Here is a 22,952-nt window from a genome sequence, read left to right as displayed (position 1 = left end):
AACTGCGCGAGCAACCACCCTGTGCGGATGGCCCTGCTCGCTGACCGACTCACCACACCGGGTGGCTTGTCGCGCAGTTCCCCGCGCCCCTGGGTAGTGCAACGCCTGCGGGAGCGTCAGCCTCAGGCTGGTCGCGCCCGCGCGGCGGCGCCGCATGGCGGCACAGCCCCGCGTCCCTGGGTAGTGCAACGCCTGCGGGAGCGTCAGCCTCAGGCTGGTCGCGCCCACGCGGCGGTGCCGCATGTCGGCACGCCCCGCGTCCCTGGGTAGTGCAACGCCTGCGGGGGCGTCAGCCTCAGGCTGGTCGCGCCCGCGCGGCGGTGCCGCATGGCGGCACAGCCTCGCGTCCCTGGCGAAGTGCAACGCCTGCGGGGGCGAAAGGCTCAGCCGCTGAACTCCTCGAGGCCCTTTTGGGCCTGGGCCAGGAGCTCCTTGCGGCCGACGAGCTCGGACTGGAGCTTGGCGACCTGGCGGGCGTCGCCCTTCGCCTCAGCCGCGGCGATCTGCTTCTCCAGCTTGTCCACCGCCGCCTGCAGCAGGCCCGTCATGCCCGCGGCACGCGCCCGCGCCTCGGGGTTGCTGCGCTGCCACTCGGCCTCCTCCGCCTCGCGGATGGCCTGCTCGACGTGGCGCAGGCGGGACTCCAGGCGGGGGCGGGCGTCGCGTGGGACGTGGCCGATGGCCTCCCAGCGCTCCGCGATGTCGCGGTAGTGGGACTTGGCGACCTTCAGGTCGCCGATCGGGAGCAGCGCCTCCGCCTCGACCAGGAGGGCCTCCTTGGCGTGCTGGTTCTCGCGCTCGTCCGCGTCGCGCTCGTCGAAGACGGCCGAGCGGGCCTGGAAGAAGACGTCCTGCGCGCCGCGGAAGCGGGTCCACAGCTCGTCCTCGGCCTCGCGCTGCGCGCGACCCGCGGCCTTCCACTCCGCCATCAGCTCGCGGTAGCGGGCCGCCGTGGCGCCCCAGTCGGTCGAGTCGGCCAGCGACTCGGCCTCGACGACCAGCTTCTCCTTCTTGAGGCGGGCCTCCTCGCGCTGCTGGTCCAGCTGCGCGAAGTGCGCCTTGCGGCGCTTGGAGAACGCGGAGCGGGCGTGCGAGAAGCGGTGCCACAGCTCGTCGTCGGACTTGCGGTCCAGCCGCGGCAGGCCCTTCCAGGTGTCGACCAGGGCGCGCAGGCGGTCGCCCGCCTCACGCCACTGGGTGGACTCCACGAGCTGCTCGGCCTCGGCGACCAGGGCCTCCTTGGAGGCGCGGGCCTCCTCCTGGGCCTTGGCGCGCGCCGCCTTCTTCTCCTCGCGGCGCGACTCGACCTCCTCGGACAGCGTCTTCAGACGCTTGGCGAGGGCGTCCAGATCGCCGACCGCATGGCCCTCCTCCACCTGCGCCTGCAGGTGTTCGATGGCCGTCTGGGCGTCCTTCGCGGCGAGGTCCGTGGTGCGCACGCGGCGCTCCAGCAGGCCGATCTCCACGGCGATGCCCTCGTACTTGCGGGTGAAGTAGGCAAGTGCCTCCTCGGGGGAGCCCGCCTGCCACGAACCGACGACGCGTTCGCCGTCGGCCGTCCGCACGTAGACGGTCCCCTCGTCGTCGACACGGCCCCACGGGTCGCTGGTCACAGCGCCTCCTCCATATGGCGGCCGCGGGTCCTGCACCTGGCGGGGCGGCCGCCGTCCACGTTCGATTGCCCGGCCGGTTTGGTCTCCGCGCCGCCGGGAAGCGCAGAAGCGCACCCTACAAGACGCCAACATAGGCGACGGGCAGGGGCGCTGTCCGTATCCCCGCGAGGTTGATTTGGCTGCGCCGCCCGCCCGTCACCTAAAGCGTTCAGTTCTTCGTCGCGGTGACCGTGTTCATGATGACCGGAGCGACCGGCTTTCCGTCGCCCGGGCCGTTGGCGCTGTCGCTGCCCTTGGCGGCGATCGCGTTCAGCACGTCCATGCCGCCGGTGATGGTGCCGAACGGCGTGTAGTTGGCCGGCAGCGGGCTGTCCTTGTAGACGAGGAAGAACTGCGAGCCGTTGGTGTTCGCGCCCGAGTTCGCCATCGCGACGGTGCCGGCCGGGTAGGTCCCGCCCTTGATCGACGCGGAGGTCAGGTTCTCGTCCTTGAAGGAGTAGCCGGGGCCGCCGGAGCCGGTGCCGGTCGGGTCGCCGCACTGCAGCACGTAGATGCCGGAGGTGGTGATCCGGTGGCAGTAGACCCCGTCGAAGAAGTGCTGGTTCGCGAGGAACACGAAGGAGTTCACCGTGTGCGGCGCGTCCTTGGCGTCCAGCTTGAGGGTGACGGCGCCCTGACCGAGGTTGATCTTCGCCGTGTAGTTCGCCGAGGTGTCGATCGTCATCGCCGGCTCGGTCTTCCAGCTGCCCTCGTTCTTCTTGGGCGTGATGGTGTAGTTCGCCTTCGCCGCAGACGGGGAGCTCGCGGCCGACGGCGAACTGCTCGCGGTGTCCGCGGAGGCCGTCGTCTTGTGCTTGGCGGACGGCCACAGGGCGACCGTCCCGACCGCGATCGCCGCGACGGCGACGACGCACGCGCCGATGATCGCCGTCCGCTTGCGCGCCTCGGCGACCCGCTGGGCCCGCAGCTTCGCCTGGCGCTCCAGCTTCCTGCGCTGCAGTTCGCGGCGGCGCTTCTCAGGGTCCTTGGGGAGAGGCCCAGCCTTCGGCGCCTGCGTGTCGTTGGGGGCCACCGCCCACACTCCTACCGTGAAGTCGTTCGTACGTCGTCCGTACGTCGTCGTTCGATCCTGTCGCGGAGGGATCTTCCCACCCGACGGCGGCCCAGTGTAGGGAGCAATTCTGTAAACGCGCGGTGAAAGCAGCCGATGAGGCGACAGGCGGACCCCGGATACGGTTCGCGATCCGTCCCCCGCCGCCGGTACCCTGCTGACAGCATTCACCGCATTCACCGCCATTTCTCGACGCGAGTAGGGACCCACGTGTTCATCGCCGGCTTTCCCGCTGGAGCCTGGGGCACCAACTGCTACCTCGTGGCCCCGGCCGCCGGAGAGGAGTGCGTCATCGTGGACCCGGGCCACGAGGCCGCCGCCGGTGTCGAGGAGGCGGTGCGCGAGCACGGGCTGAAGCCGGTCGCTGTGGTGCTCACCCACGGGCACATCGACCACGTGGCCTCGGTCGTCCCCGTCTGCGGCGCGCGCGGCATCCCGGCGTGGATCCACCCCGAGGACCGCTACATGCTCTCCGATCCGGAGAAGGCCCTCGGCCGTTCGTTCGGGGCCCAGCTGATGGGCGAGATCACCGTCGGCGAGCCCGACGACGTGCGGGTGCTCACCGACGGCAGCGTGCTGGAGCTCGCGGGGCTGAACATCACGGTCGACCACGCGCCCGGCCATACCGGGGGGTCGGTGACTTTTCGGACGCCCGCCGCGCCGGAGCTGCCTCCGGTGCTCTTCTCGGGCGACCTGCTCTTCGCCGGCTCCGTCGGACGCACCGATCTTCCCGGAGGCGACCACGACGCCCTCCTGCAGTCGCTGGCCCGTGTGTGCCTGCCGCTGCCGGACGAGACCGTGGTCCTCTCCGGACACGGCCCCCAGACCACCATCGGTCGCGAGCGCGCCGCCAATCCGTACCTGCTCCAGGTCGCCGGCAGCGCCGCGCCGACCGCAGCCCAGCGCCGCGGACTGTAGACAGAGACGAGAAGTACGAGACGTGAGCAGTTCTTCCCAGGCCTTCCAGGCCGCCAAGGGCACCTACGACATCCTTCCCGCCACCGCCGGCACCGTGCTGGCGGTGCGCGAGGCGCTGGCCGCGCCGCTGCGCCGGGCCGGCTACGGCTACGTCGAGACGCCGGTCTTCGAGGACGTCAACCTCTTCTCGCGCGGTGTCGGTGAGTCCACCGACATCGTGACCAAGGAGATGTTCACCCTCACCTCGCGCAAGGAGGAGGGCCAGGACCTCGCGCTGCGCCCCGAGGCGACGGCCTCCGTGCTGCGCGCGACGCTCCAGGCCAACCTGCACCGGATCGGCAACCTCCCGGTCAAGCTCTGGTACAGCGGCTCTCAGTACCGCTACGAGCAGCCGCAGAAGGGCCGCTACCGCCAGTTCTGGCAGGTCGGCGCCGAGGCGATCGGCGCCGAGGACCCGGCGCTGGACGCCGAGCTGATCATCCTGGCCGACGACGCCTACCGCTCGCTGGGCCTGCGCAACTTCCGCATTCTGCTGAACAGCCTGGGCGACAAGCAGTGCCGCCCGGTCTATCGCGAGGCCCTGCAGAACTACCTGCGCGGTCTCGACCTGGACGAGGAGACGATGCGCCGCGCGGAGATCAACCCGCTGCGCGTGCTCGACGACAAGCGCCAGTCGGTCCAGGACCAGCTGGGCGGCGCGCCGATGCTCGTCGACTACCTCTGCGAGGACTGCAAGGCCTACCACGAGCAGGTCCGCGAGCTGCTGCTGGCCGCCGGCGTCACCTTCGAGGACGACCCGAAGCTGGTCCGCGGCCTCGACTACTACACCCGCACCACCTTCGAGTTCGTCCACGACGGCCTCGGTTCGCAGTCCGCGGTGGGCGGCGGCGGTCGCTACGACGGCCTGTCCGAGATGATCGGCGGCCCGGAGCTGCCGTCCGTCGGCTGGGCGCTCGGCGTCGACCGCACCGTGCTCGCGCTGGAGGCCGAGGGCGTCGTCCTCGACGTCCCGGCCGCCACCGACGTCTTCGCCGTCCCGCTCGGCGAGCAGGCCAAGCGCGTCCTGTTCGGCCTGGTCACCCAGCTGCGCCGCGACGGCGTCTCCGCCGACCTGCTCTTCGGCGGCAAGAGCGTCAAGGCCGGCTTCAAGGCCGCCGACCGCTCCGGCGCCCGCTACGCGATCGTCGCCGGCGAGCGTGATCTCGCCGACGGCGTGGTTCAGTTGAAGGACCTCGGTTCCGGTGACCAGACCCCGGTCGCCCTCGACGCTCTCGTCACCACCCTGAAGGAGAAGCTCCAGTGATCCGCACCCACGAGGCCGGCACGCTCCGCCCGGAGCACGCCGGCACCACCGTCACCCTCGCCGGCTGGGTCGCCCGCCGCCGCGACCACGGCGGCGTGGCCTTCGTCGATGTGCGGGACGCCTCCGGCACCGTCCAGGTCGTCTTCCGCGACCTGGAGGAGGTCGGCGAGCTGCGCTCCGAGTGGTGCGTCAAGATCACCGGTGACGTCCGGGTCCGCCCCGAGGGCAACGAGAACCCCGACATCCCGACCGGCCAGGTCGAGGTCGTCGTCTCCGAGCTGACGGTGCTCTCCGAGGCTGCCGCGCTGCCGTTCCAGGTCGCCGAGTACGAGCCGGGTTCGGTCAACGAGGAGGTCCGCCTCAAGTACCGCTACCTGGACCTGCGTCGTGAGGGCCCGGCCCGCGCGCTGCGCCTTCGCTCGCGCGCGACCCACATCATCCGCACGGTGATGGAGGAGAACGGTTTCCTCGACATCGAGACGCCGTACCTCACCCGCTCCACCCCCGAGGGCGCCCGCGACTTCCTCGTCCCGGTCCGCCTGCAGCCGGGCCACTGGTACGCGCTGCCGCAGTCCCCGCAGCTGTTCAAGCAGCTGCTGATGGTCGCGGGCATGGAGCGCTACTACCAGATCGCGCGCTGCTTCCGTGACGAGGACTTCCGCGCCGACCGTCAGCCGGAGTTCACCCAGCTCGACGTCGAGGCCTCCTTCGTCGACCAGGAGGACATCCTCAAGCTGGGCGAGGAGGTCGTCTCCCGCGTGTGGGGCGAGGTCCTCGGCTACGAGGTGCCGCTGCCACTGCCGCGCATGTCCTACGCGGACGCCATGTCCCGTTACGGCTCGGACAAGCCCGACGTCCGCTTCGACAACGAGCTGACCGAGCTGACCGGGTACTTCACCGGCACCTCCTTCCGCGTCTTCCAGGCCCCGTACGTCGGCGCCGTGGTGATGCCGGGTGGCGCCTCGCAGCCGCGCAAGCAGCTGGACGCCTGGCAGGACTGGGCGAAGGCGCGCGGTGCGCGCGGCCTCGCCTACGTGCTGATCGACGAGGAGACGGGCGAGCTGCGCGGCCCGGTCGCGAAGAACCTGAGCGAGGAGCACCTCGCGGGCCTGGCCGACGCGGTCGGTGCCAAGCCGGGCGACTGCATCTTCTTCGCCGCGGGCAAGAAGACCGCCTCGCAGGAGCTGCTGGGCGCGGCGCGTCTGGAGATCGGCAAGCGCTGCGAGCTGATCGACGAGTCCAAGTGGGCCTTTCTCTGGGTCGTCGACTTCCCGATGTTCGAGCCCATCGAGGACGACAAGGGCGAGTTCCAGGGCTGGCACGCGGTGCACCACCCCTTCACCGCGCCGACGGCCGAGTCCATGGCCACCTTCGACACCGACCCGGGCAACGCGCTGTCCAACGCGTACGACCTGGTGCTCAACGGTTCGGAGATCGGCGGCGGCTCGATCCGTATCCACCAGAAGGACGTCCAGAAGCGGGCCTTCGACGCGATCGGCCTGTCCCAGGAGGAGGCGCAGTCGCAGTTCGGCTTCCTGCTGAACGCCTTCGACTTCGGCCCGCCGCCGCACGGCGGCATCGCGCTGGGCCTGGACCGTCTGGTCACCCTGCTGGGCGGCTACGACACGATCCGCGACGTCATCGCCTTCCCGAAGACGTCCACCGGCGGCGACCCGCTGACCGGCGCCCCGACGCCGATCACGGCTGCGCAGCGCAAGGAGGCCGGCGTCGACGCGAAGCCGAAGTCCGAGCAGCAGGCGGAGAAGGCCGAGCAGAAGTAAGCCACAGCACGTCGCGAAGAGCGGGGCCCTGCCGACGGCAGGGCCCCGCTCTTCGCGTGAACCGATGCCCGACGCCGGACACCACGGCCATGGCCACCGGGGCCTACCGACGGAGAGCGCGAAGCGCGCGGGAGTGGAGCGCGACGCCGGCGGTTCACGCAGGCGGGAGCAGGCGCGGGCCGCTCACGCACCGGCCTGGAGCCGCAGGCCCGCGAGGGTGAGTTCCAGTGCGGAGCGGAACTGGTCGGCGTCGTCGTGGCCGTCGAACTCGTCGACGATCTCGTGGACGAAGGGGAAGTCCTGCGGGTCGAGCTCGCGCCAGGCCTGGGCGGCGCGGCCGAGGAACTGGTCGCGGTCGACGTGGCCGTCGAGGACCTCCTGGGGTGGTTCCTGGCCCAGGTCGACGGCGGAGCCGACGACGACGCCGATGACGGCGGAGACGGCGTGGAACCGCTGCCGGGGTGTGAGGTTCAGCCGTAGGGTCTCCCGGCCGAGCTTCTCGTACAGGCGCAGGGAGTTGCTCTGGGCGTCGGTGTTGCGCATGAAGTAGGCGCCCAGCCAGGGCCGGTCCACGATCGCGTCGAACAGGGCCAGGGCCATCGCGCGCAGGTCGTCGATGGGGTCGTCGCTGCCCGGCAGCCTCTCGATGTCGGCCAGGATCGAGCCGATCACGTGGTCGGTGGCGAGGTCGAGCAGTTCGTCCTTGTTGGCGACGTACCAGTAGATGCTGGCGACGCCGCCGCCGAGGCGCTGGGCCAGGGCACGGAAGGTGAGCGCGGGCGCGCCGGCCTCGTCGAGCAGGGCCACCGTTTCGGTGAGCACGGACTCCATCGAGTGTGAGGCCCTTCGGCGCCCCTGACCCGGACGGTTCTTCGGGCTTGCCATGGCTCGCTTCCCCTCGACCTTGCACCGTATCGAACGTTGTTCTATCGTAGCTCATCGTACGGCGTTCGATAACCGAACGGGATTCGATTGGAGGACTGCCATGACCACCGCCACGCTTCAGCGCCCCACGTCACGCACCTATCCGTCCCTCCGCGCGGCCTGGATACCCCTGGCCGCCCTCTGTCTCGCCTTCTTCGTCGAGATGGTCGACAACACGCTGCTGTCGATCGCGCTCCCCACCATCGGCCGCGACCTCGGCAGCGGCACGACCGCCCTGCAGTGGGTCACCGGCGCGTACTCGCTCACCTTCGGCGGGCTGCTGCTGACGGCCGGTTCGACGGCCGACCGGTTCGGCCGCCGCCGCGTGCTGCTGATCGGCCTGGCCGTGTTCGGCTCGCTCAGCCTGTGCGTCGTGTTCGTCAGCACTGCGGGCGAGCTCATCGCACTTCGGGCCGCACTGGGCGTCGCCGCCGCGGCGATGGCGCCGATCACGAACTCGCTGGTCTTCCGGCTGTTCGACGACAAGGCCCTGCAGATGCGCGCCATGACGGTGATGATCGTCGTCGGCATGTCCGGCTTCGTCCTCGGCCCGCTGCTCGGCGGCACCGCGCTGGCCCACGTGAGCTGGCAGTGGCTGCTGGTCGTCAACGCCCCGATCGCGGTGCTCGCGTGCCTCGGCGTCCGCCTGGGCGTGCCCGCAGACCGGCCGGAGGACCTGACGAACGACGCGCTCGACCTGGCGGGCGCGGCCCTGAGCATCACCGCCATCGGACTCGCCTGCTACGCGCTGACCAGCGGCGTGGAGAACGGCTGGCTCTCCGCGCCCACCCTCGCCTCGATCGCGGGCGCGGTCGTGGCCGCGACCGCGTTCGTCCGGCACGAGCGCCGCAGCGCGGCGCCCATGCTGGACCTGCGGTTGTTCTCCGACGGCACCGTCCGCGGCGCCGCCATCGCGCAGATCGGCACCTCGATCGCCATGGCCAGTGTGATGTTCGGGCTGATCCTGCACTTCCAGTACGCCTACGGCTGGAGCCCGGTCCGGGCGGGCCTGGCCAACCTGCCCATCATCGTGACGATGCTCCTCGCGACCCCGTTGTCCGAGTGGCTCGCGCGCCGCTTCGGCCACCGCGTCGCCTGCCTGATCGGCGCGGCCTGCCTGGCGGGCGCGCTGGCCGTCCTGTCCTTCGGCGTCGAGCACGGCTACGCCTTCATCGCCGTGTGCATGGTGGTCATGACGATCGGTCTCCGCACGGTGATGACGATCTGCGCGGTCGCCCTCGTCGACGCGATGCCCGGCAACCGCACCTCCGTCGGCGCCGCCCTCAACGACACCGCCCAGGAGGTCGGCTCGAGCGTCGGCACCGCCGTGGTCGGCACCATGATCGCCGCGCTGGTCACCACCCGGCTCCCGAAGGGTGTCTGGAGCAGCGGCCTCGTCGAGTCGTTCTTCCGTGGCGAGCGGATCACCTACGCCCTGCTGGCCGTCGTCGTCGGCGTGATCGCGGCGGGTGGCGCGCTGAGCCTCACGGACTCCCACAGCGTCGAGGAGGGCCACGGCGTCGAGGACGACGAGGGCGACGTATGAGGGCCTACGCTGTCGCCGGCGCCTGAACCGGGACCTCGACGGGGGAGTCGGCGGCCGCCGCGGACTCGTCGAAGGGGAGGCGTCTGGCGAGGACGAGGCGCAGGCGGTCGTGGTCGAGTTCGCCGGTCCAGTGGCCGACGAGGACGGTGGCGACGGCGTTGCCCGCGAAGTTGGTCAGGGCGCGTGCCTCGCTCATGAAGCGGTCGATGCCGACGATGAGGCCGACGCCGTCGACCAGGGCCGGCTGGTGGGACTGGAGGCCACCCGCGAGGGTGGCAAGGCCCGCGCCGGTGACGCCGGCGGCGCCCTTGCTGGCGATCACCATGAAGAGCAGCAGCGAGATCTGCTGGCCGATCGCCATGGGCCGGTCCATCGCCTGGGCGATGAACAGCGAGGCCATGGTCAGGTAGATGGCCGTGCCGTCCAGGTTGAAGCTGTAGCCCGTCGGGACGGTGACGCCCGCGACCGGACGGCTGACGCCGAGGTGCTCCATCTTGGCGATCAGGCGCGGCAGCGCGCTCTCGCTGGAGGAGGTGGACAGGATCAGCAGGAACTCGCGGCCCAGGTAGCGCAGCAGCGCGAACACGTTGACGCCTGCGAACAGACGCAGCATCAGCCCGAGCACCAGCACCACGAAGATCACGCAGCTCGCGTAGAAGCCCAGCATGATCATCGCCAGCGACTTCAGCGCCGCCCAGCCCGACGCGCCGACCACGGCGGCGATCGCGCCGAACGCCCCCACCGGGGCCGCCCACATGATCATCGAAAGCACCCGGAAGACCAGCTTCTGCAGGTGCTCGACACCTCGGAGGACCGGTGCGCCCGCCGCGCCCAGCGACTGGAGCGCGAAGCCGACCAGCAGGGCGACCAGCAGCGTCTGCAGCACCTGGCCGCCGGTGAGGGCGGAGACCAGGGTGGTCGGGATCATGCCGAGCACGAAGTCCGAGGTGCCCTCCGCGCCGCCGGTCGCGGCCTGCGCGTGGCCCGCCTTGGCCAGCTCCGCGGTGAGGTGCAGGCCGTGGCCGGGGTTGACGAGATTGCCCACCACCAGGCCGACGGCCAGCGCCACCGTCGACATCACCAGGAAGTAGCCGAGCGCGAGGCCGCCGACCTTGCCGACCTTCGCGGCCTTGGACACCGAGCCGATGCCCAGCACGATCGTGGTGAAGATGACGGGGCTGATCATCATCTTGATCAGGTTCACGAAGCCCGTGCCGACGGGCTTCAGACTCACGGCGAAGTGCGGTGCCGCCAGGCCGACGACGATGCCGAGCAGGACGGCGGCGATCACGGCCAGGTACAGATAGTGCGTGCGTTCGCGTGCGGCTCTGACGGTGCTCATGCTGCGGCTCCCTTGCCGGTCGTTCCCACGGGCCCGGGGTGGCGGGCCGGTTCCGACGAATATCCGGGCGGGCGTGGCGGCCGTCACGTTTGCGTTCATATCGTTCACGGCCCGCGGTCTACTCATCGCGTCGGGCGGCTTGGCAGACTGGCCGACATGCCCGCCCGCACCACCACCCCCCGCCCGCGCCGGCGCCACCGCGTCGCGCGGAGCCTGGCCGGGCAGCTGTTCGCGGTGCAGGTGCTGATCGTGACGCTGGTGGTGGCCGGCTGCGCGGTGCTCGCTTACGTGCTGACCAGCGACCGCGCCCAGCAGGCGGCCGAGCGGCAGGTGGTCGCCACGGCCACCACCGTCGCCGACGCGCCGACCGTCGTGCAGGCCGCCCAGCGGCCGGACCCGACCGCGGTGCTGCAGCCGTACGCGCAACAGGTCACCCGGGACGCCGACGTCGACTTCGTCACGATCATGGACACCCACGGCGTGCGCTGGACCCACCCCGACCCGGCGGAGATCGGCAAGCACTTCCTCGGGCACATCGGCCCGGCCCTGGCCGGGCGCACCTTCACCGAGACCTACACCGGCACCCTCGGCCCGTCCGTGCGCGCGGTCACGCCGGTCCGCGACGCGCACGGCAGGGTCGTCGCGCTGGTCAGTGTCGGGATCACGGTGCAACAGCTCAGCGGGCAGCTGCGCGGGGCGATCACCGCGCTCGTGGCGGTCGCCGCGGCTGCCCTGGCGCTCGGCGGCCTCGGCACCTGGCTGGCCAACCGCCGCCTGCGACGGCACACCCACGGAATGGGCGCCGCTGAGCTCAGCCACCTGTACGAGTACCACCAGGCGACGCTCCACTCCGTGCGCGAGGGCCTGGTGCTGCTGGACCGCGACGGGACCGTCGTGCTGTGCAACGACGCGGCGCGCGACCTGCTGGCCCTCGAAGACCCGGCCGAGGGACGGCCGTTCGCGGACCTGGACCTGCCCGAACCGCTGCGCGCCGCCGTCGCCGGAGCCGAGCCCGTCCGCGACCAGCTGCACCTGACGGCCGACCGGGTCGTCGTGGTCAACACCTCGCCCATCGGCGACGGCCCCGACCTCGGCACCGTGGTCACCCTCCGTGACCACACCGAACTCCAGGCTCTGAGCGGCGAGTTGGACTCGGTCCGCGGCTTCGCCGAGGCGCTGAGCGCGCAGGCGCACGAGGCCGCGAACCGGCTGCACGCCGTCGTGTCGCTCATCGAGACCGGACGGCACCGGCAGGCGGTCGACTTCGCCACCGCAGAGCTGGAGCTGGCCCAGCAGCTCACCGACCGCGTCGTCGGCGCCGTCAACGAGCCGGTCCTGGCCGCGCTGCTGCTCGGCAAGGCCGCGCAGGCCGCCGAGCGGGGCGTCGACCTGGTGCTGACCGAGGAGAGCCGGATCGACGACGCGCTGCCGGAGCAGCTGAACGCACGGGATGTGGTGACGCTGCTCGGCAACCTGATCGACAACGCCATCGACGCGGCGATCGACGGCGCGGCCGAGCACGACGGCCCGCCCACCGTCACGGTGGCCGCGCGGACCGACGCGCGCGAACTGCTGCTCCGCGTCGCCGACACCGGGCGCGGGATCGAGCCGGACGCGGTCGAGCGGATCTTCGAGCGTGGCTGGTCCACGAAGCAGCCCGGACCGGCCGGTGCGCGCGGGATCGGTCTCGCGCTCGTCGCCCAGGCCGCGCGCCGCAACGGCGGCCGTGTGGAGGTCGGCCGCGGCCGGGGCGCGGTGCTCACCGTGCACATCCCCTTCCAGCGCAGCCCGGGGGCGCGCGACGCGGTGGACGTCCGGTGATCGACGTGCTGGTGGTCGAGGACGACCCCGTCGCGGCCGAGGCCCACGGCAGCTACGTCGACCGCGCCGTGGGCTTCCGCAGCGCGGGCGTCGCCCACAGCGCGGCCGAGGCCCTGCGCTTCCTCGACCGCGCGCGCCGCGAGGGCGCGCCCGTCGCGCTGCTCCTCCTCGACCTCTACCTCCCGGACGGTCACGGCCTGGACCTGCTGCGCGCGATCCGCGCGGCCGGGCACGGAGCGGACGTCATCGCCGTCACCTCGGCCCGGGACCTGGCGACGGTGCGCCGGGCGGTCTCCATCGGCGTGGTGCAGTACCTGCTCAAGCCCTTCGCCGCAGCCACCCTCCAGGACCGCCTGGCCCGCTATGCGCGCTACCGCGCCAGCCTGGACCGCGAGGGCGAGGCCCTCGGCCAGGACGAGGTCGACCAGGCCTTCGCCGAGCTGCGCTCCCCGCGCGGGACCACACTGCCCAAGGGCCTCACCACCCCCACCCTCGACGCGGTGGCCACCGTGCTCCGCGAGGCCGAGGTGGGCCTCTCGGCCGCGGCGGTGGGCACGGCAGCAGGCGTCTCCCGCATCACCGCCCGCCGCTACCTGGAACACCTGGTCGAAACCGGCCGCGCCCGCCGCGAACCCCAGTACGGCCAGGTGGGCCGCCCCGAACTCGCCTACCGCTGGCGCTAGCACCCCTGGGGCCCCGGCCTTCGGCCGTGTGCTGGCCCCGGCCTTCGCCCGTGCGCTTGGCCCGGGCCGCGGGCGACGAAGGCGGGGGTGTCGGTGGCCGGAGGTAGGGTCTAGCCGTGGAACCAGACCTGTTCACCGCCGCCGCCGAGGAGTTCCAGGCCAAGGAGCCGGGGCGGGCGCCGCTCGCGGTGCGGATGCGGCCGCGTTCGCTGGACGAGGTCGCGGGGCAGCAGCATCTGCTGAAGCCGGGCTCGCCGTTGCGGCGGCTCGTCGCCGCGACGAACGGGCCCGCCGCCACGTCCTCGGTGATCCTCTGGGGGCCGCCGGGGACGGGGAAGACGACCCTTGCGTACGTGATCAGCCAGGCGACCGACCGGCGCTTCGTCGAGCTCTCCGCGATCACCGCCGGGGTCAAGGAGGTCCGCGCGGTCATCGACGGCGCGCGCCGGGCCGTCGGGACGAGCGGCAAGGAGACGGTCCTCTTCCTCGACGAGATCCACCGCTTCTCCAAGGCGCAGCAGGACAGCCTGTTGCCCGCCGTCGAGAACCGCTGGGTGACGCTGATCGCCGCGACCACGGAGAACCCGTACTTCTCCGTCATCTCGCCGCTGCTCTCCCGCTCGCTGCTGCTGACACTGGAGTCGCTGACCGACGACGACATCCGCGTCCTGCTGCGCCGCGCGGTCGCGGACGAGCGGGGGCTGAACGGCGCCGTCGAGCTCGCCGAGGAGGCGCAGGAGCACCTCGTGCGGATCGCGGGCGGCGACGCCCGCAAGGCGTTGACCTCGCTGGAGGCCGCCGCCGGTGCGGCGATCGAGGAGCAGCGGGAGACGGTCACGCTCGAACTGACCGAGACCGCCGTCAACCGGGCCGCCGTCCGCTACGACAAGGACGGCGACCAGCACTACGACGTGGCCAGCGCGCTGATCAAGTCCATCCGGGGCAGCGACGTCGACGCCGCCCTGCACTACCTCGCCCGGATGATCGAGGCGGGCGAGGACCCGCGCTTCATCGCCCGACGGTTGATGATCTCCGCCAGCGAGGACATCGGCGTCGCCGACCCCACCGCGTTGCCGACGGCCGTCGCCGCCGCGCAGGCCGTGGCGATGATCGGCTTCCCCGAGGCGTCGCTGACGCTGTCGCACGCGGTGATCGCGCTCGCCCTCGCGCCGAAGTCGAACTCCGCCACGACCGCCATCGGCGAGGCGCTCGCCGACGTCCGTGCCGGGCTGGCCGGTGCGGTGCCGGCGCACCTGCGGGACGGGCACTACGCGGGCGCGAAGAAGCTCGGCCACGCGCAGGGCTACGTGTACCCGCACGACCTCCCGGAGGGCATCGCCGCCCAGCAGTACGCGCCGGACACGGTGCGCGACAAGCAGTACTACCGCCCGACCCGACACGGCGCGGAGGCCCGCTACGCCGACGCGGTCACCTGGACCCGCGCCCGCCTGCGCGGCGAGAGCGGCTCAGACGAGCGGTCGACGTCCTGAGACGTAGGCCCACGGCCGCGCCTCCTCGACCGCCGCGCCGACGCGGAACACCGTCGCGTCGTCGTAGGTGCGGCCGACGATCTGCACGCCCGTCGGGACGCCGTTCGCCGCGAAGCCGGAGGGGACGGAGAGAACCGGGCAGCGCGAGCAGATGTTGAACCCGATGGTCATCGCCATCGCCATGTAGTGGTCCTGCTCGACGCCGGCGATGGACAGCCGGGTCTCGGTGTACTCCTCGTCCGCGGCCAGCGCCGGGACCGCCGTGGTGGGGCAGAGCAGTGCGTCGTAGCGCTCGAGCACCGCACCCAGCTCGGCGTAGAGACGCCCCTCCAGCTCCAGTCCCTCCAGGAATCCGGTCTCCCGCGCGCCTCGCGCCGCCCGCTCCGCGAAGGCGCGGGTGTAGCCGTTGAGCCGGTCCGGCGCCTCGGCGGCGGCCTCGCCGATGGACGGACCGAAGATCGCGCCGAAGTGCGCCCACGCGGCACGGTCGAGCAGCTCGCGGGTCCAGCCGAAGGTGACCTCCTCGACCACCGCGCCCGCGCCGCGCAGCGCGTCCGCGACGGCGCGGGTGTTCGCCTCGACATCCGGGTCGAGCACGTAGTCGCCGAGGTTGAGGCAGAGCGCGATGCGCATCCCGGCGACCCCGGCCGCGCCCTCGTACTCCCACGGCACCTCGACCTTGGGCCGCAGCGAGACGACGTCGCCCGGCCAGGGCCCGGCGATGGTGTTCTGCAGCAGCGCGGTGTCGGCGACGGTGCGGGCCATCGGGCCGTCGTGGCAGTAGGTGTCCAGGTTGAACGGCGGCATAGCCGGAACGCGGCCGTAGGGCGGCTTGAAGCCGACGACGCCGTTGAACGAGGCCGGGATCCGGATCGACCCTCCGATGTCCGAGCCGGTCGCGAGCGGCGCGTTCCCGGCCGCGAGGGCGGCGCCCGAGCCGCCGGAGGAACCTCCGCAGGAGTGGTGGCGCGACCACGGGTTGCGGGTGACGCCCCACAGCTTGGACTGGGTGAAGGCGGCGCAGCAGAACTCGGGCGTGGTGGTCCGGGCGTGGACGATCCCGCCGGCGCCCTGGACCCGCTGGATCACCGGGTGGGTCTCCGTGGCCACCTCGTCCGCGAGCAGCAGCGAGCCCTCGCTGCAGAGGCGGCCGGCGATGGGGTGCTCGTCCTTCGCCGCGACCGGAAGCCCCTCCAGCGGGCGCGGAGCGGGGCCGTGCCCGAGGTACCGCTGCTCCGCCTCCCGGGCGGCGGCCAGACCCTCCTCGAAGAGGCGCTCGCTGAGGCAGTTGACGTCGGGCTCGGTGCGCTCGGCCCGCGCGATCACGGCTTCCATGAGCTCGACGGGGGAGAGCCGCCGCGCACGGAACGCCCGCAGGGCGTCGGTTGCGGGGAGGTAGGCGAGTTCGGTTGCGTCCATGGCGGACACCTTCGCCGCGCGCCAACAGCGGTGTCAATAGCATTGACAATGACAGTGACGACGAGAGGGCGGGCCGGTGTCGGCCCGGCCTCCGCGGATCCCGTAGACTTTCCCGAGCGAGACGTCCCGTGTCCGCATCGTCAGATGCGACATCACCGGCGGGGCGTCATACAGGCCGACCTCGGGCGACCGAGGACGGCAGGAGCGTCGCGCACCCTCTGGGTGTCGCGTGCAGCCCACCACCCTCACGGGGCGGTGGGCCACTCGCGTGCAGCACGTTGTGCCCGGTCCCGGGAGCGGCTGCCGGCCCGCCTTCACGGCGGGACGGTTTCCCGGACCGCGAGAGGCGACCTCCTTCAACAGCGGTGAGCCAGTAAACAACCGAAAGAGGTAATGGTTCATGGCGAACCAGAAGCGCCCCAAGGTCAAGATTGCCCGTGCGCTGGGCATTCCGCTGACCCCGAAGTCCGTCAAGTACTTCGAGGCCCGCCCGTACCCGCCGGGGCAGCACGGCCGTGGCCGCAAGCAGAACTCGGACTACAAGGTCCGTCTGGTCGAGAAGCAGCGTCTGCGCGCCCAGTACGACCTGTCCGAGACCCAGCTCTCGCGCGCCTTCGACAAGGCCCGCAAGGTCGAGGGCAAGACCGGTGAGGCGCTCGTCGCCCTGCTGGAGACCCGTCTCGACGCCCTGGTCCTGCGTTCGGGCATCGCCCGCACCATCTACCAGGCCCGTCAGATGGTCGTCCACGGCCACATCGAGGTCAACGGCCAGAAGGTCAACCGTCCGTCGTTCCAGCTCAAGCCGGGCTTCGTGGTGACCGTTCGCGACCGTTCCAAGGAGAAGACCCCGTTCGTCGTCGCCCGTGAGGGTGGCAACGCGGGTGAGGGTCAGACCCCGAAGTACCTCGAGGTCAACCTGAAGGCCCTGGCCTTCCGCCTGGACCGCCTGCCCCAGCGGCGTGAGGTTCCGGTCATCTGCGACGAGCAGCTCGTCGTCGAGTACTACTCGCGCTGACCCGCGAGCGGTTCTCGCAGCGCCCCCACGGCCGTCCGGCCGTGGGGGCGCTGCGCTTCCCCGGCCTGCCCGCCGGACCGCCGGTCGAGGGCGCGGGCGACGAGCTCGTCCAGATCCAGCGTGGTGCCACGGCGGAACGCCTCCGCGGCCTCCGCCTTCGACAGCCCCGCGCGGACGCGCCGTGCGCACGCCTCGTGGGCGGCGTTGAAGCTGTCGGACCCGAACAGCGGCTCGCCGACCGAGCGCCACAGGGTGTGCGCGGCACCCTGCAGCGTCGCCGCCTCCCGCAGGTCGCCGGGCGTGCCGTCCTGCTCCGGCTCGGTGGCGAGCAGCGCCAGCAGCTCCACGCCCAGGACCAGACCGACCAGGTCGCGGAACGCGTGGTTGAGCCGGACGCACTCGCGGGCTCGGACGCGCGCCTGCCCGAGGTCGTTGACGGCCCAGGCCGCGTAGGCGGAGGCGAAGAGGCCGTACGCGTAGGCCCAGCGTTCGCCGAAGCGCTCGCACTCGTCGAGCACCTTGCCGATCCACGCCGCGCCCGTGGCCGCGTCACCGCGGAAGGTGTGGGCCAAGCCCAGCTCGAACATGCCCATCAGCACATTGCTGTTCAGCTCGCCGAGCTGGTCGTAGTGCCACAGGGCCTCGTCGAACAGCGCCACCGCACGGTCGAGGTCGTCCGCGATCAGCGCGGCGCAGCCCTGGCGGTGCACGGCGTAGGCGAGCGCCCGGTCGTCGCCGGTGTCGAGGGCCTGCCGTCGGCACTCCTCCAGCAGCCGGAGCGCGTGCAGCCGGTCGCCCTGGAGGATCGACAGGTAGCCGGTGACCCACAGCGCCTTGGCCCGCGCCTCCGTCGGCTCCGGGGCGAGCTCCAGCGCCCGGTCCAGCCAGACCCGGCCCTCGCCCAGATGGCCGCAGCCGACCCAGAAGTACCACAGGGTTCCGGCCAGGAAGAGCGCCAACTGCTCCTCGCCCGGGTCGGTGAGGCAGTACTCGAGCGCGGCGCGCAGGTTGCTGTGCGCGGCCTGGGTGGGCCGAGGTCTCCAGCTGGCGCGGGCTGAACCACTCGACCTCGCCCCAGGTGGCCAGGCCCAGGTACCAGTCCCGGTGGCGTCGGCGCAGCAGGCCGTCCGCGCCGGCGGCCCGCAGCCACCCGAGGCCGTACTCGCGGACCGTGTCGAGCAGGCGGTAGCGCGCCTGGCCGTCCGCGAGCCCCGGCAGGCGCAGCGCCACCGACTTGGCGACCAGCGCACCGAGCAGCTCCAGCACCTCGTCCGCGGTCACGCCCTCGCCGGCGCAGACGTACTGCGCGGCGTCCAGGTCGAAGGGGCCCACGAAGACCGAGAGCCGCGCCCACAGCAGACGCTCCTGCGGCGAGCACAGCTCGTGGCTCCAGCCGATGGCGGTGCGCAGCGTCTGATGGCGGGGGAGCGCCCCGCGGGCGCCTCCGGTGAGCAGTGCGAACCGGTCGTCGAGCCGCTCGCTGATCTGCTGGACGGACAGCACCGGCAGCCGCCCCGCCGCCAGCTCCAGCGCCAGCGGGATCCCGTCGAGACGGCGGCAGAGCGCGGCGACCTGCTCGGCGTTGCGGGGTGTGACGGCGAAGCCGGGGAGCACGGCCGCGGCCCGCTGCGCGAACAGCGTCACCGCGTCGGCGTGCGGCCCCTCGGTGGGCAGCGGCGCGAGCGGGAGCCGCTGTTCGCCCTCGACCCGCAGCGGCTCGCGGCTGCTCACCAGCACCTTCAGCCCCGGCGCCGCCGTGAGCAGGCTCGCCACCAGCGGCGCAGCCTCCTCGACGAGGTGCTCGCAGCCGTCCAGCACGAGCAACAGGCGGCGCGGCGCGAGGAAGTCCCGCAGCACCTCGGCCGCCGGGCGCGCGGTGCCGTCGGTGAGCCGCAACGCCTCCGCGACGGCGTGGCCGAGCAGCGCCGGGTCGGTGAGCTCGGCGCAGGGGATCAGCCACGCGCTGTCGGCGAAGTCCGGCGCGGCCGCCGCGGCGGCGCGCAGCGCGAGCCGGCTCTTGCCGACGCCGCCGGGGCCCGTGATCGTCACCAGCCGGTCGCGGCGCAGCATCCGCTGCGCTATGGCCAGCTCGACCCGGCGACCCACGAACCCCGTCAGTTCGGCGGGCAGATTTCCGGTGCCTGGCACGGGACCCCCTTCGGAGGTGAACGCTCCCCTGGACGGCCCAACGAGCTGACTGATCGGCAGGTTACGTCCGGCGGTCGCGGGAGCCGCGGAATCCGGCGTTGCCCGGGCGGCGCCACGGGTTCGGTGGTATAGATGCGCGAGGCGCCTCATCTGCGGCTCGGCGTGCCGGTCGTGCGGTCGGGATTAGTCCTCCTGGCGCGATAGGGTTTCGCAGATAGACCAGCTTTTGCTGCGAGGGAGCGCCAAGGTGTCGGGTGGAGAGGTTGCGGGCCTCGTCGTCGCCGTCTTCTGGGCGGTGCTGGTCACTCTCCTGGCCGTCGTGCTGGTGCGCCTCGCGCGGGCCCTGCGGGAGGCGACGGTTCTGGTCGAGGCAGTGACCGAGCGCGCCGTGCCGCTGCTCGACGAGGCGGCGGAGACGCTGCGCGCCGCGAACGACCAGCTCGTGCGCGTCGACGCGATCACCGCGGACGTGCAGGACGCCGCCGCGAACGCACAGGCGCTCTCCTCCACCATGGCCGCGACCCTCGGCGGACCGCTGGTCAAGCTCTCCGCGTTCAGCTACGGCGTGCGCAGCGCCGTGGCCAAGCAGCGCGCGGCCGGGCGTCCCGAGAAGTACGTCCCGCACCAGTCGGAGCGGGAGATCATCGAGCGGATGGTGAAGGCCGAGGTGCAGCGGGCGACCGTGCGTCGCAACGGGCTGCTGCGCCTGGTCGGCCTCGGAAGGAGGGGCTGAGCCGATGCGCAGGATCTTCTGGATGGCGGTGGGCGCCGGCGCCACCGTCTGGACCATCAACAAGGCGAACCGCGTGGCACGTTCGCTCACCCCGGGCAGCCTGGCCGAGGGCGCGGCGCTCGGATCGCTCGAAGTCGGCAAGGCCGTGCGGAACTTCAAGGACGAGGTGCGGGCCGGCATGCTCCAGCGCGAGCTCGAGCTGAACCGCCAACTCGGCCTGGACGGCAGTGTGCTGGCGACCCCCGGCTACGCCGAGGACGCCCGCGTGCTGCGCGCCGCCGCCGTCCGCTCCGCGCTGCCGCCCGGAGCGGTACGCCCCGACGCGCCCACCACCGAGCGGGCGCCCCTCGAACTTCAGCACGCTGAAACGCTCAACCACGTCATCACCAAGCTCGACCGGAATGAGGACCTGTAATGGAGTCGGCTGAGATCCGCCGCCGCTGGCTGCGCTTCTTCGAGGAGCGCGGCCACACCGTCGTCCCCTCGGCGTCGCTCATCGCCGACGACCCCACCCTGCTGCTGGTCCCGGCCGGCATGGTGCCCTTCAAGCCCTACTTCCTGGGTGAGGTCAAGCCGCCCTTCCCGCGCGCCACCAGCGTGCAGAAGTGCGTGCGCACGCCGGACATCGAGGAGGTCGGCAAGACCACCCGGCACGGCACCTTCTTCCAGATGTGCGGCAACTTCTCCTTCGGCGACTACTTCAAGGAAGGGGCCATCAAGTACGCGTGGGAGCTGCTGACCTCCTCCGTCGCCGACGGCGGCTACGGCCTGGACCCGGAGCGCCTCTGGGTCACCGTCTACCTGGACGACGACGAGGCCGAGCAGATCTGGCGTGACGTGATCGGCGTCCCGGCCGAGCGCATCCAGCGCCTGGGCAAGAAGGACAACTTCTGGTCCATGGGCGTCCCGGGCCCCTGCGGCCCGTGCTCGGAGATCAACTACGACCGCGGCCCCGAGTTCGGCGTCGAGGGCGGCCCGGCCGTCAACGACGAGCGCTACGTGGAGATCTGGAACCTGGTCTTCATGCAGTACGAGCGTGGCGCGGGCGACGGCAAGGAGGACTTCCCGATCCTGGGCGACCTCCCGGCCAAGAACATCGACACGGGCCTCGGCATGGAGCGCCTGGCGATGATCCTCCAGGACGTCCGCAACATGTACGAGACGGACACCCTGCGCGTCGTCATCGACAAGGCCACCGAGCTGACCGGCGTCCACTACGGCGCCGCCCACAACTCGGACGTCTCGCTGCGCGTGGTCGCCGACCACATGCGCACCTCCGCCATGCTCATCGGCGACGGCGTCACCCCCGGCAACGAGGGCCGCGGCTACGTGCTGCGCCGCATCATGCGCCGCGCCATCCGCAACATGCGCATCCTCGGCGCCACCGGCCCGGTCGTCGAGCAGCTGCTCGACGTCGTGATCACCACGATGGGCCAGCAGTACCCGGAGCTGATCACCGACCGCAAGCGCATCGAGACCGTCGCGCTCGCCGAGGAGGCCACCTTCCTCAAGACGCTGCGCGCGGGCACCAACATCCTCGACACCGCCATCACCGAGACCCGCTCCGGCGGCGGCACGGTGCTGTCCGGCGAGAACGCCTTCCAGCTGCACGACACCTACGGCTTCCCGATCGACCTCACCCTGGAGATCGCGGCCGAACAGGGCGTCTCCGTCGACGAGGACGGCTTCCGCCGTCTCATGAAGGAGCAGCGCGACCGCGCCAAGGCCGACGCGAGGGCCAAGAAGACCGGCCACGCCGACGTCCAGGCCTACCGCTCCATCGCCGACACCTCCGGCGAGTCCGAGTTCACCGGCTACACCCACAACGCGAACGAGGCCTCGGTCGTCGGCCTGCTCGTCGACGGCGTGCCGGCGCCCGCCGCCTCCGAGGGCGACGACGTCGAGGTCGTCCTCGACCGCACCCCCTTCTACGCCGAGGGCGGCGGCCAGCTCGCCGACCACGGCCGGATCAAGACCGACACCGGCGCGGTCATCAACATCCACGACGTGCAGAAGCCGGTTCCCGGTGTCGTCGTGCACAAGGGTGTCGTGCAGGTCGGCGAGGTCACCGTGGGCGCGAACGTCCACGCCGAGATCGACGTGCGCCGCCGCCGGGCCATCGCACGCGCCCACAGCGCCACCCACCTGACCCACCAGGCGCTGCGCGACGCGCTCGGCCCGACGGCCGCCCAGGCCGGTTCGGAGAACTCCCCGGGCCGCTTCCGCTTCGACTTCGGCTCGCCGACCGCCGTCCCCGGCACGGTGCTCACCGACGTCGAGCAGAAGATCAACGAGGTGCTGGCCCGCGAGCTGGACGTCACCGCCGAGATCATGGGCATCGACGAGGCCAGGAAGCAGGGCGCCATCGCCGAGTTCGGCGAGAAGTACGGCGAGAAGGTCCGCGTCGTCACCATCGGCGACTTCTCCAAGGAGCTCTGCGGCGGCACGCACGTCGCGAACACCGCCCAGCTGGGTCTGGTGAAGCTGCTCGGCGAGTCCTCCATCGGCTCTGGCGTGCGCCGCGTCGAGGCGCTGGTCGGTGTCGACGCCTACAGCTTCCTCGCCCGCGAGCACACGGTCGTGGCCCAGCTGACCGAGCTGGTCAAGGGCCGTCCGGAGGAGCTGCCGGAGAAGATCTCCGGCATGCTCGCCAAGCTCAAGGACGCCGAGAAGGAGATCGAGCGCTTCCGCGCCGAGAAGGTGCTGCAGGCCGCCGCCGGGCTGGCCGAGGGCGCCGAGGACGTGCGCGGCGCGGCCCTGGTCACCGGCCACGTGCCGGACGGCACCGGCGCCGACGACCTGCGCAAGCTGGTCCTGGACGTGCGCAACCGCGTCGGCCAGGGCGGCCGTGCGGCCGTCGTCGCGCTCTTCACCGTGGCGAACGGCCGTCCGCTGACCGTCATCGCCACCAACGAGGCCGCGCGCGAGCGAGGCATCAAGGCCGGCGAGCTGGTCCGCGCGGCCGCCAAGACCCTCGGTGGCGGCGGTGGCGGCAAGGACGACGTCGCCCAGGGCGGCGGCCAGGACGCGACCGCCGTGCCGCAGGCCGTCGAGGCCGTTCGCGCGCTGGTCGCCGAGAAGGCCTGAGGCGCGAGGCGTTGAGTT

At 72.0% G+C, this 22,952-nt stretch carries 18 protein-coding genes and 1 pseudogene; 12 read left to right on the top strand and 7 right to left on the bottom strand.

All coding sequences use genetic code 11. The features are described from left to right. Positions 1-383: 383 nt before the first annotated feature. Both TR49_RS17020 and TR49_RS17015 read right to left on the bottom strand, forming a co-directional pair. A complete protein-coding gene (locus TR49_RS17020) occupies positions 384-1,613 on the bottom strand; it encodes a DUF349 domain-containing protein (protein ID WP_042382568.1) in 1,230 nt (409 codons plus the stop codon). Positions 1,614-1,821: 208 nt separating this feature from the next. After that, positions 1,822-2,685, bottom strand: coding sequence for a peptidylprolyl isomerase (locus TR49_RS17015; protein ID WP_042382567.1), 864 nt, complete (start codon positions 2,683-2,685; stop codon positions 1,822-1,824). Between the two features lie 249 nt (positions 2,686-2,934). Between TR49_RS17015 and TR49_RS17010 the strand changes: the two genes are divergently transcribed. From TR49_RS17010 to aspS, 3 genes are read left to right on the top strand one after another with little or no spacing between them, the layout of a single operon-like run. After that, positions 2,935-3,642 carry an MBL fold metallo-hydrolase gene (locus tag TR49_RS17010; protein WP_042382566.1) on the top strand — a complete coding sequence of 236 codons (708 nt, stop codon included), beginning with the start codon at positions 2,935-2,937 and terminating at the stop codon, positions 3,640-3,642. Positions 3,643-3,664: 22 nt separating this feature from the next. Beyond that, positions 3,665-4,945, top strand: coding sequence for a histidine--tRNA ligase (hisS, locus tag TR49_RS17005; RefSeq protein WP_042382564.1), 1,281 nt, complete (start codon positions 3,665-3,667; stop codon positions 4,943-4,945). After that, positions 4,942-6,726: an aspartate--tRNA ligase gene (gene aspS / locus TR49_RS17000; RefSeq protein ID WP_042382563.1), complete on the top strand. Its 1,785-nt coding sequence runs from the start codon at positions 4,942-4,944 to the stop codon at positions 6,724-6,726. The genes hisS and aspS overlap by 4 nt, the downstream gene beginning before the upstream one ends. A 183-nt stretch (positions 6,727-6,909) precedes the next feature. Here aspS and TR49_RS16995 read toward each other — a convergent pair whose 3' ends face one another. After that, positions 6,910-7,557 carry a TetR/AcrR family transcriptional regulator gene (locus TR49_RS16995; RefSeq protein ID WP_042382562.1) on the bottom strand — a complete coding sequence of 216 codons (648 nt, stop codon included), beginning with the start codon at positions 7,555-7,557 and terminating at the stop codon, positions 6,910-6,912. A gap of 154 nt (positions 7,558-7,711) precedes the next feature. Here TR49_RS16995 and TR49_RS16990 point away from each other — a divergent pair, with 154 nt between their 5' ends. Further along, positions 7,712-9,196 carry an MFS transporter gene (locus tag TR49_RS16990; RefSeq protein WP_042382560.1) on the top strand — a complete coding sequence of 495 codons (1,485 nt, stop codon included), beginning with the start codon at positions 7,712-7,714 and terminating at the stop codon, positions 9,194-9,196. A gap of 4 nt (positions 9,197-9,200) precedes the next feature. On the opposite strand, the gene TR49_RS16985 is transcribed toward TR49_RS16990, so the two are convergent. Next, positions 9,201-10,538, bottom strand: coding sequence for a cation:dicarboxylate symporter family transporter (locus TR49_RS16985; protein ID WP_042382558.1), 1,338 nt, complete (start codon positions 10,536-10,538; stop codon positions 9,201-9,203). Between the two features lie 156 nt (positions 10,539-10,694). Here TR49_RS16985 and TR49_RS16980 point away from each other — a divergent pair, with 156 nt between their 5' ends. The 3 genes from TR49_RS16980 to TR49_RS16970 all read left to right on the top strand — a co-directional run bounded on the left by TR49_RS16980 (position 10,695) and on the right by TR49_RS16970 (position 14,532). Beyond that, positions 10,695-12,359 (top strand): ATP-binding protein, encoded by a 1,665-nt coding sequence (locus TR49_RS16980; RefSeq protein ID WP_042382556.1) that lies wholly within the window; start codon positions 10,695-10,697, stop codon positions 12,357-12,359. Continuing rightward, positions 12,356-13,042 carry a response regulator gene (locus TR49_RS16975; RefSeq protein WP_042382555.1) on the top strand — a complete coding sequence of 229 codons (687 nt, stop codon included), beginning with the start codon at positions 12,356-12,358 and terminating at the stop codon, positions 13,040-13,042. The genes TR49_RS16980 and TR49_RS16975 overlap by 4 nt, the downstream gene beginning before the upstream one ends. Positions 13,043-13,158: 116 nt before the next feature. After that, the gene (locus tag TR49_RS16970; RefSeq protein ID WP_042382553.1) at positions 13,159-14,532 is read left to right on the top strand and encodes a replication-associated recombination protein A; all 1,374 of its coding nucleotides are present in this window, start codon (positions 13,159-13,161) and stop codon (positions 14,530-14,532) included. Here TR49_RS16970 and TR49_RS16965 read toward each other — a convergent pair. Beyond that, complete coding sequence (locus tag TR49_RS16965; protein WP_042382551.1) at positions 14,509-15,951, bottom strand: amidase; 1,443 nt, start codon at positions 15,949-15,951, stop codon at positions 14,509-14,511. The two genes, TR49_RS16970 and TR49_RS16965, sit on opposite strands and share 24 nt — an antisense overlap. Before the next feature lie 400 nt (positions 15,952-16,351). Between TR49_RS16965 and rpsD the strand changes: the two genes are divergently transcribed. Next, a complete protein-coding gene (gene rpsD / locus TR49_RS16960; RefSeq protein WP_042382550.1) occupies positions 16,352-16,966 on the top strand; it encodes a 30S ribosomal protein S4 in 615 nt (204 codons plus the stop codon). Here rpsD and TR49_RS42870 read toward each other — a convergent pair. Then, the gene (locus tag TR49_RS42870; protein WP_152627310.1) at positions 16,954-17,925 is read right to left on the bottom strand and encodes a hypothetical protein; all 972 of its coding nucleotides are present in this window, start codon (positions 17,923-17,925) and stop codon (positions 16,954-16,956) included. The two genes, rpsD and TR49_RS42870, sit on opposite strands and share 13 nt — an antisense overlap. Before the next feature lie 259 nt (positions 17,926-18,184). Next, a pseudogene (locus tag TR49_RS47135) lies at positions 18,185-18,298 on the bottom strand (hypothetical protein); the annotation flags it as partial. A gap of 84 nt (positions 18,299-18,382) precedes the next feature. Here TR49_RS47135 and TR49_RS42865 point away from each other — a divergent pair. From TR49_RS42865 to alaS, 4 genes are all read left to right on the top strand, one after another. Then, the gene (locus TR49_RS42865; RefSeq protein WP_160311612.1) at positions 18,383-19,246 is read left to right on the top strand and encodes a hypothetical protein; all 864 of its coding nucleotides are present in this window, start codon (positions 18,383-18,385) and stop codon (positions 19,244-19,246) included. 115 nt (positions 19,247-19,361) lie between these two features. Beyond that, positions 19,362-19,847, top strand: a complete 486-nt coding sequence (locus TR49_RS16950) for a DUF948 domain-containing protein (protein WP_042382549.1) — start codon at positions 19,362-19,364, stop codon at positions 19,845-19,847. A gap of 4 nt (positions 19,848-19,851) precedes the next feature. Then, positions 19,852-20,262, top strand: a complete 411-nt coding sequence (locus TR49_RS40055) for a DUF6167 family protein (protein WP_052434369.1) — start codon at positions 19,852-19,854, stop codon at positions 20,260-20,262. Continuing rightward, complete coding sequence (alaS, locus tag TR49_RS16940) at positions 20,262-22,934, top strand: alanine--tRNA ligase (RefSeq protein WP_042382545.1); 2,673 nt, start codon at positions 20,262-20,264, stop codon at positions 22,932-22,934. The genes TR49_RS40055 and alaS overlap by 1 nt, the downstream gene beginning before the upstream one ends. Positions 22,935-22,952: the final 18 nt, after the last annotated feature.

It is taken from the genome of Streptacidiphilus melanogenes (assembly GCF_000787835.1).
Taxonomy (GTDB): Bacteria; Actinomycetota; Actinomycetes; order Streptomycetales; family Streptomycetaceae; genus Streptacidiphilus; species Streptacidiphilus melanogenes.
Note: the sequence above shows the minus strand (reverse complement) of the source record. Positions and strands in the feature narration are given on the sequence as shown.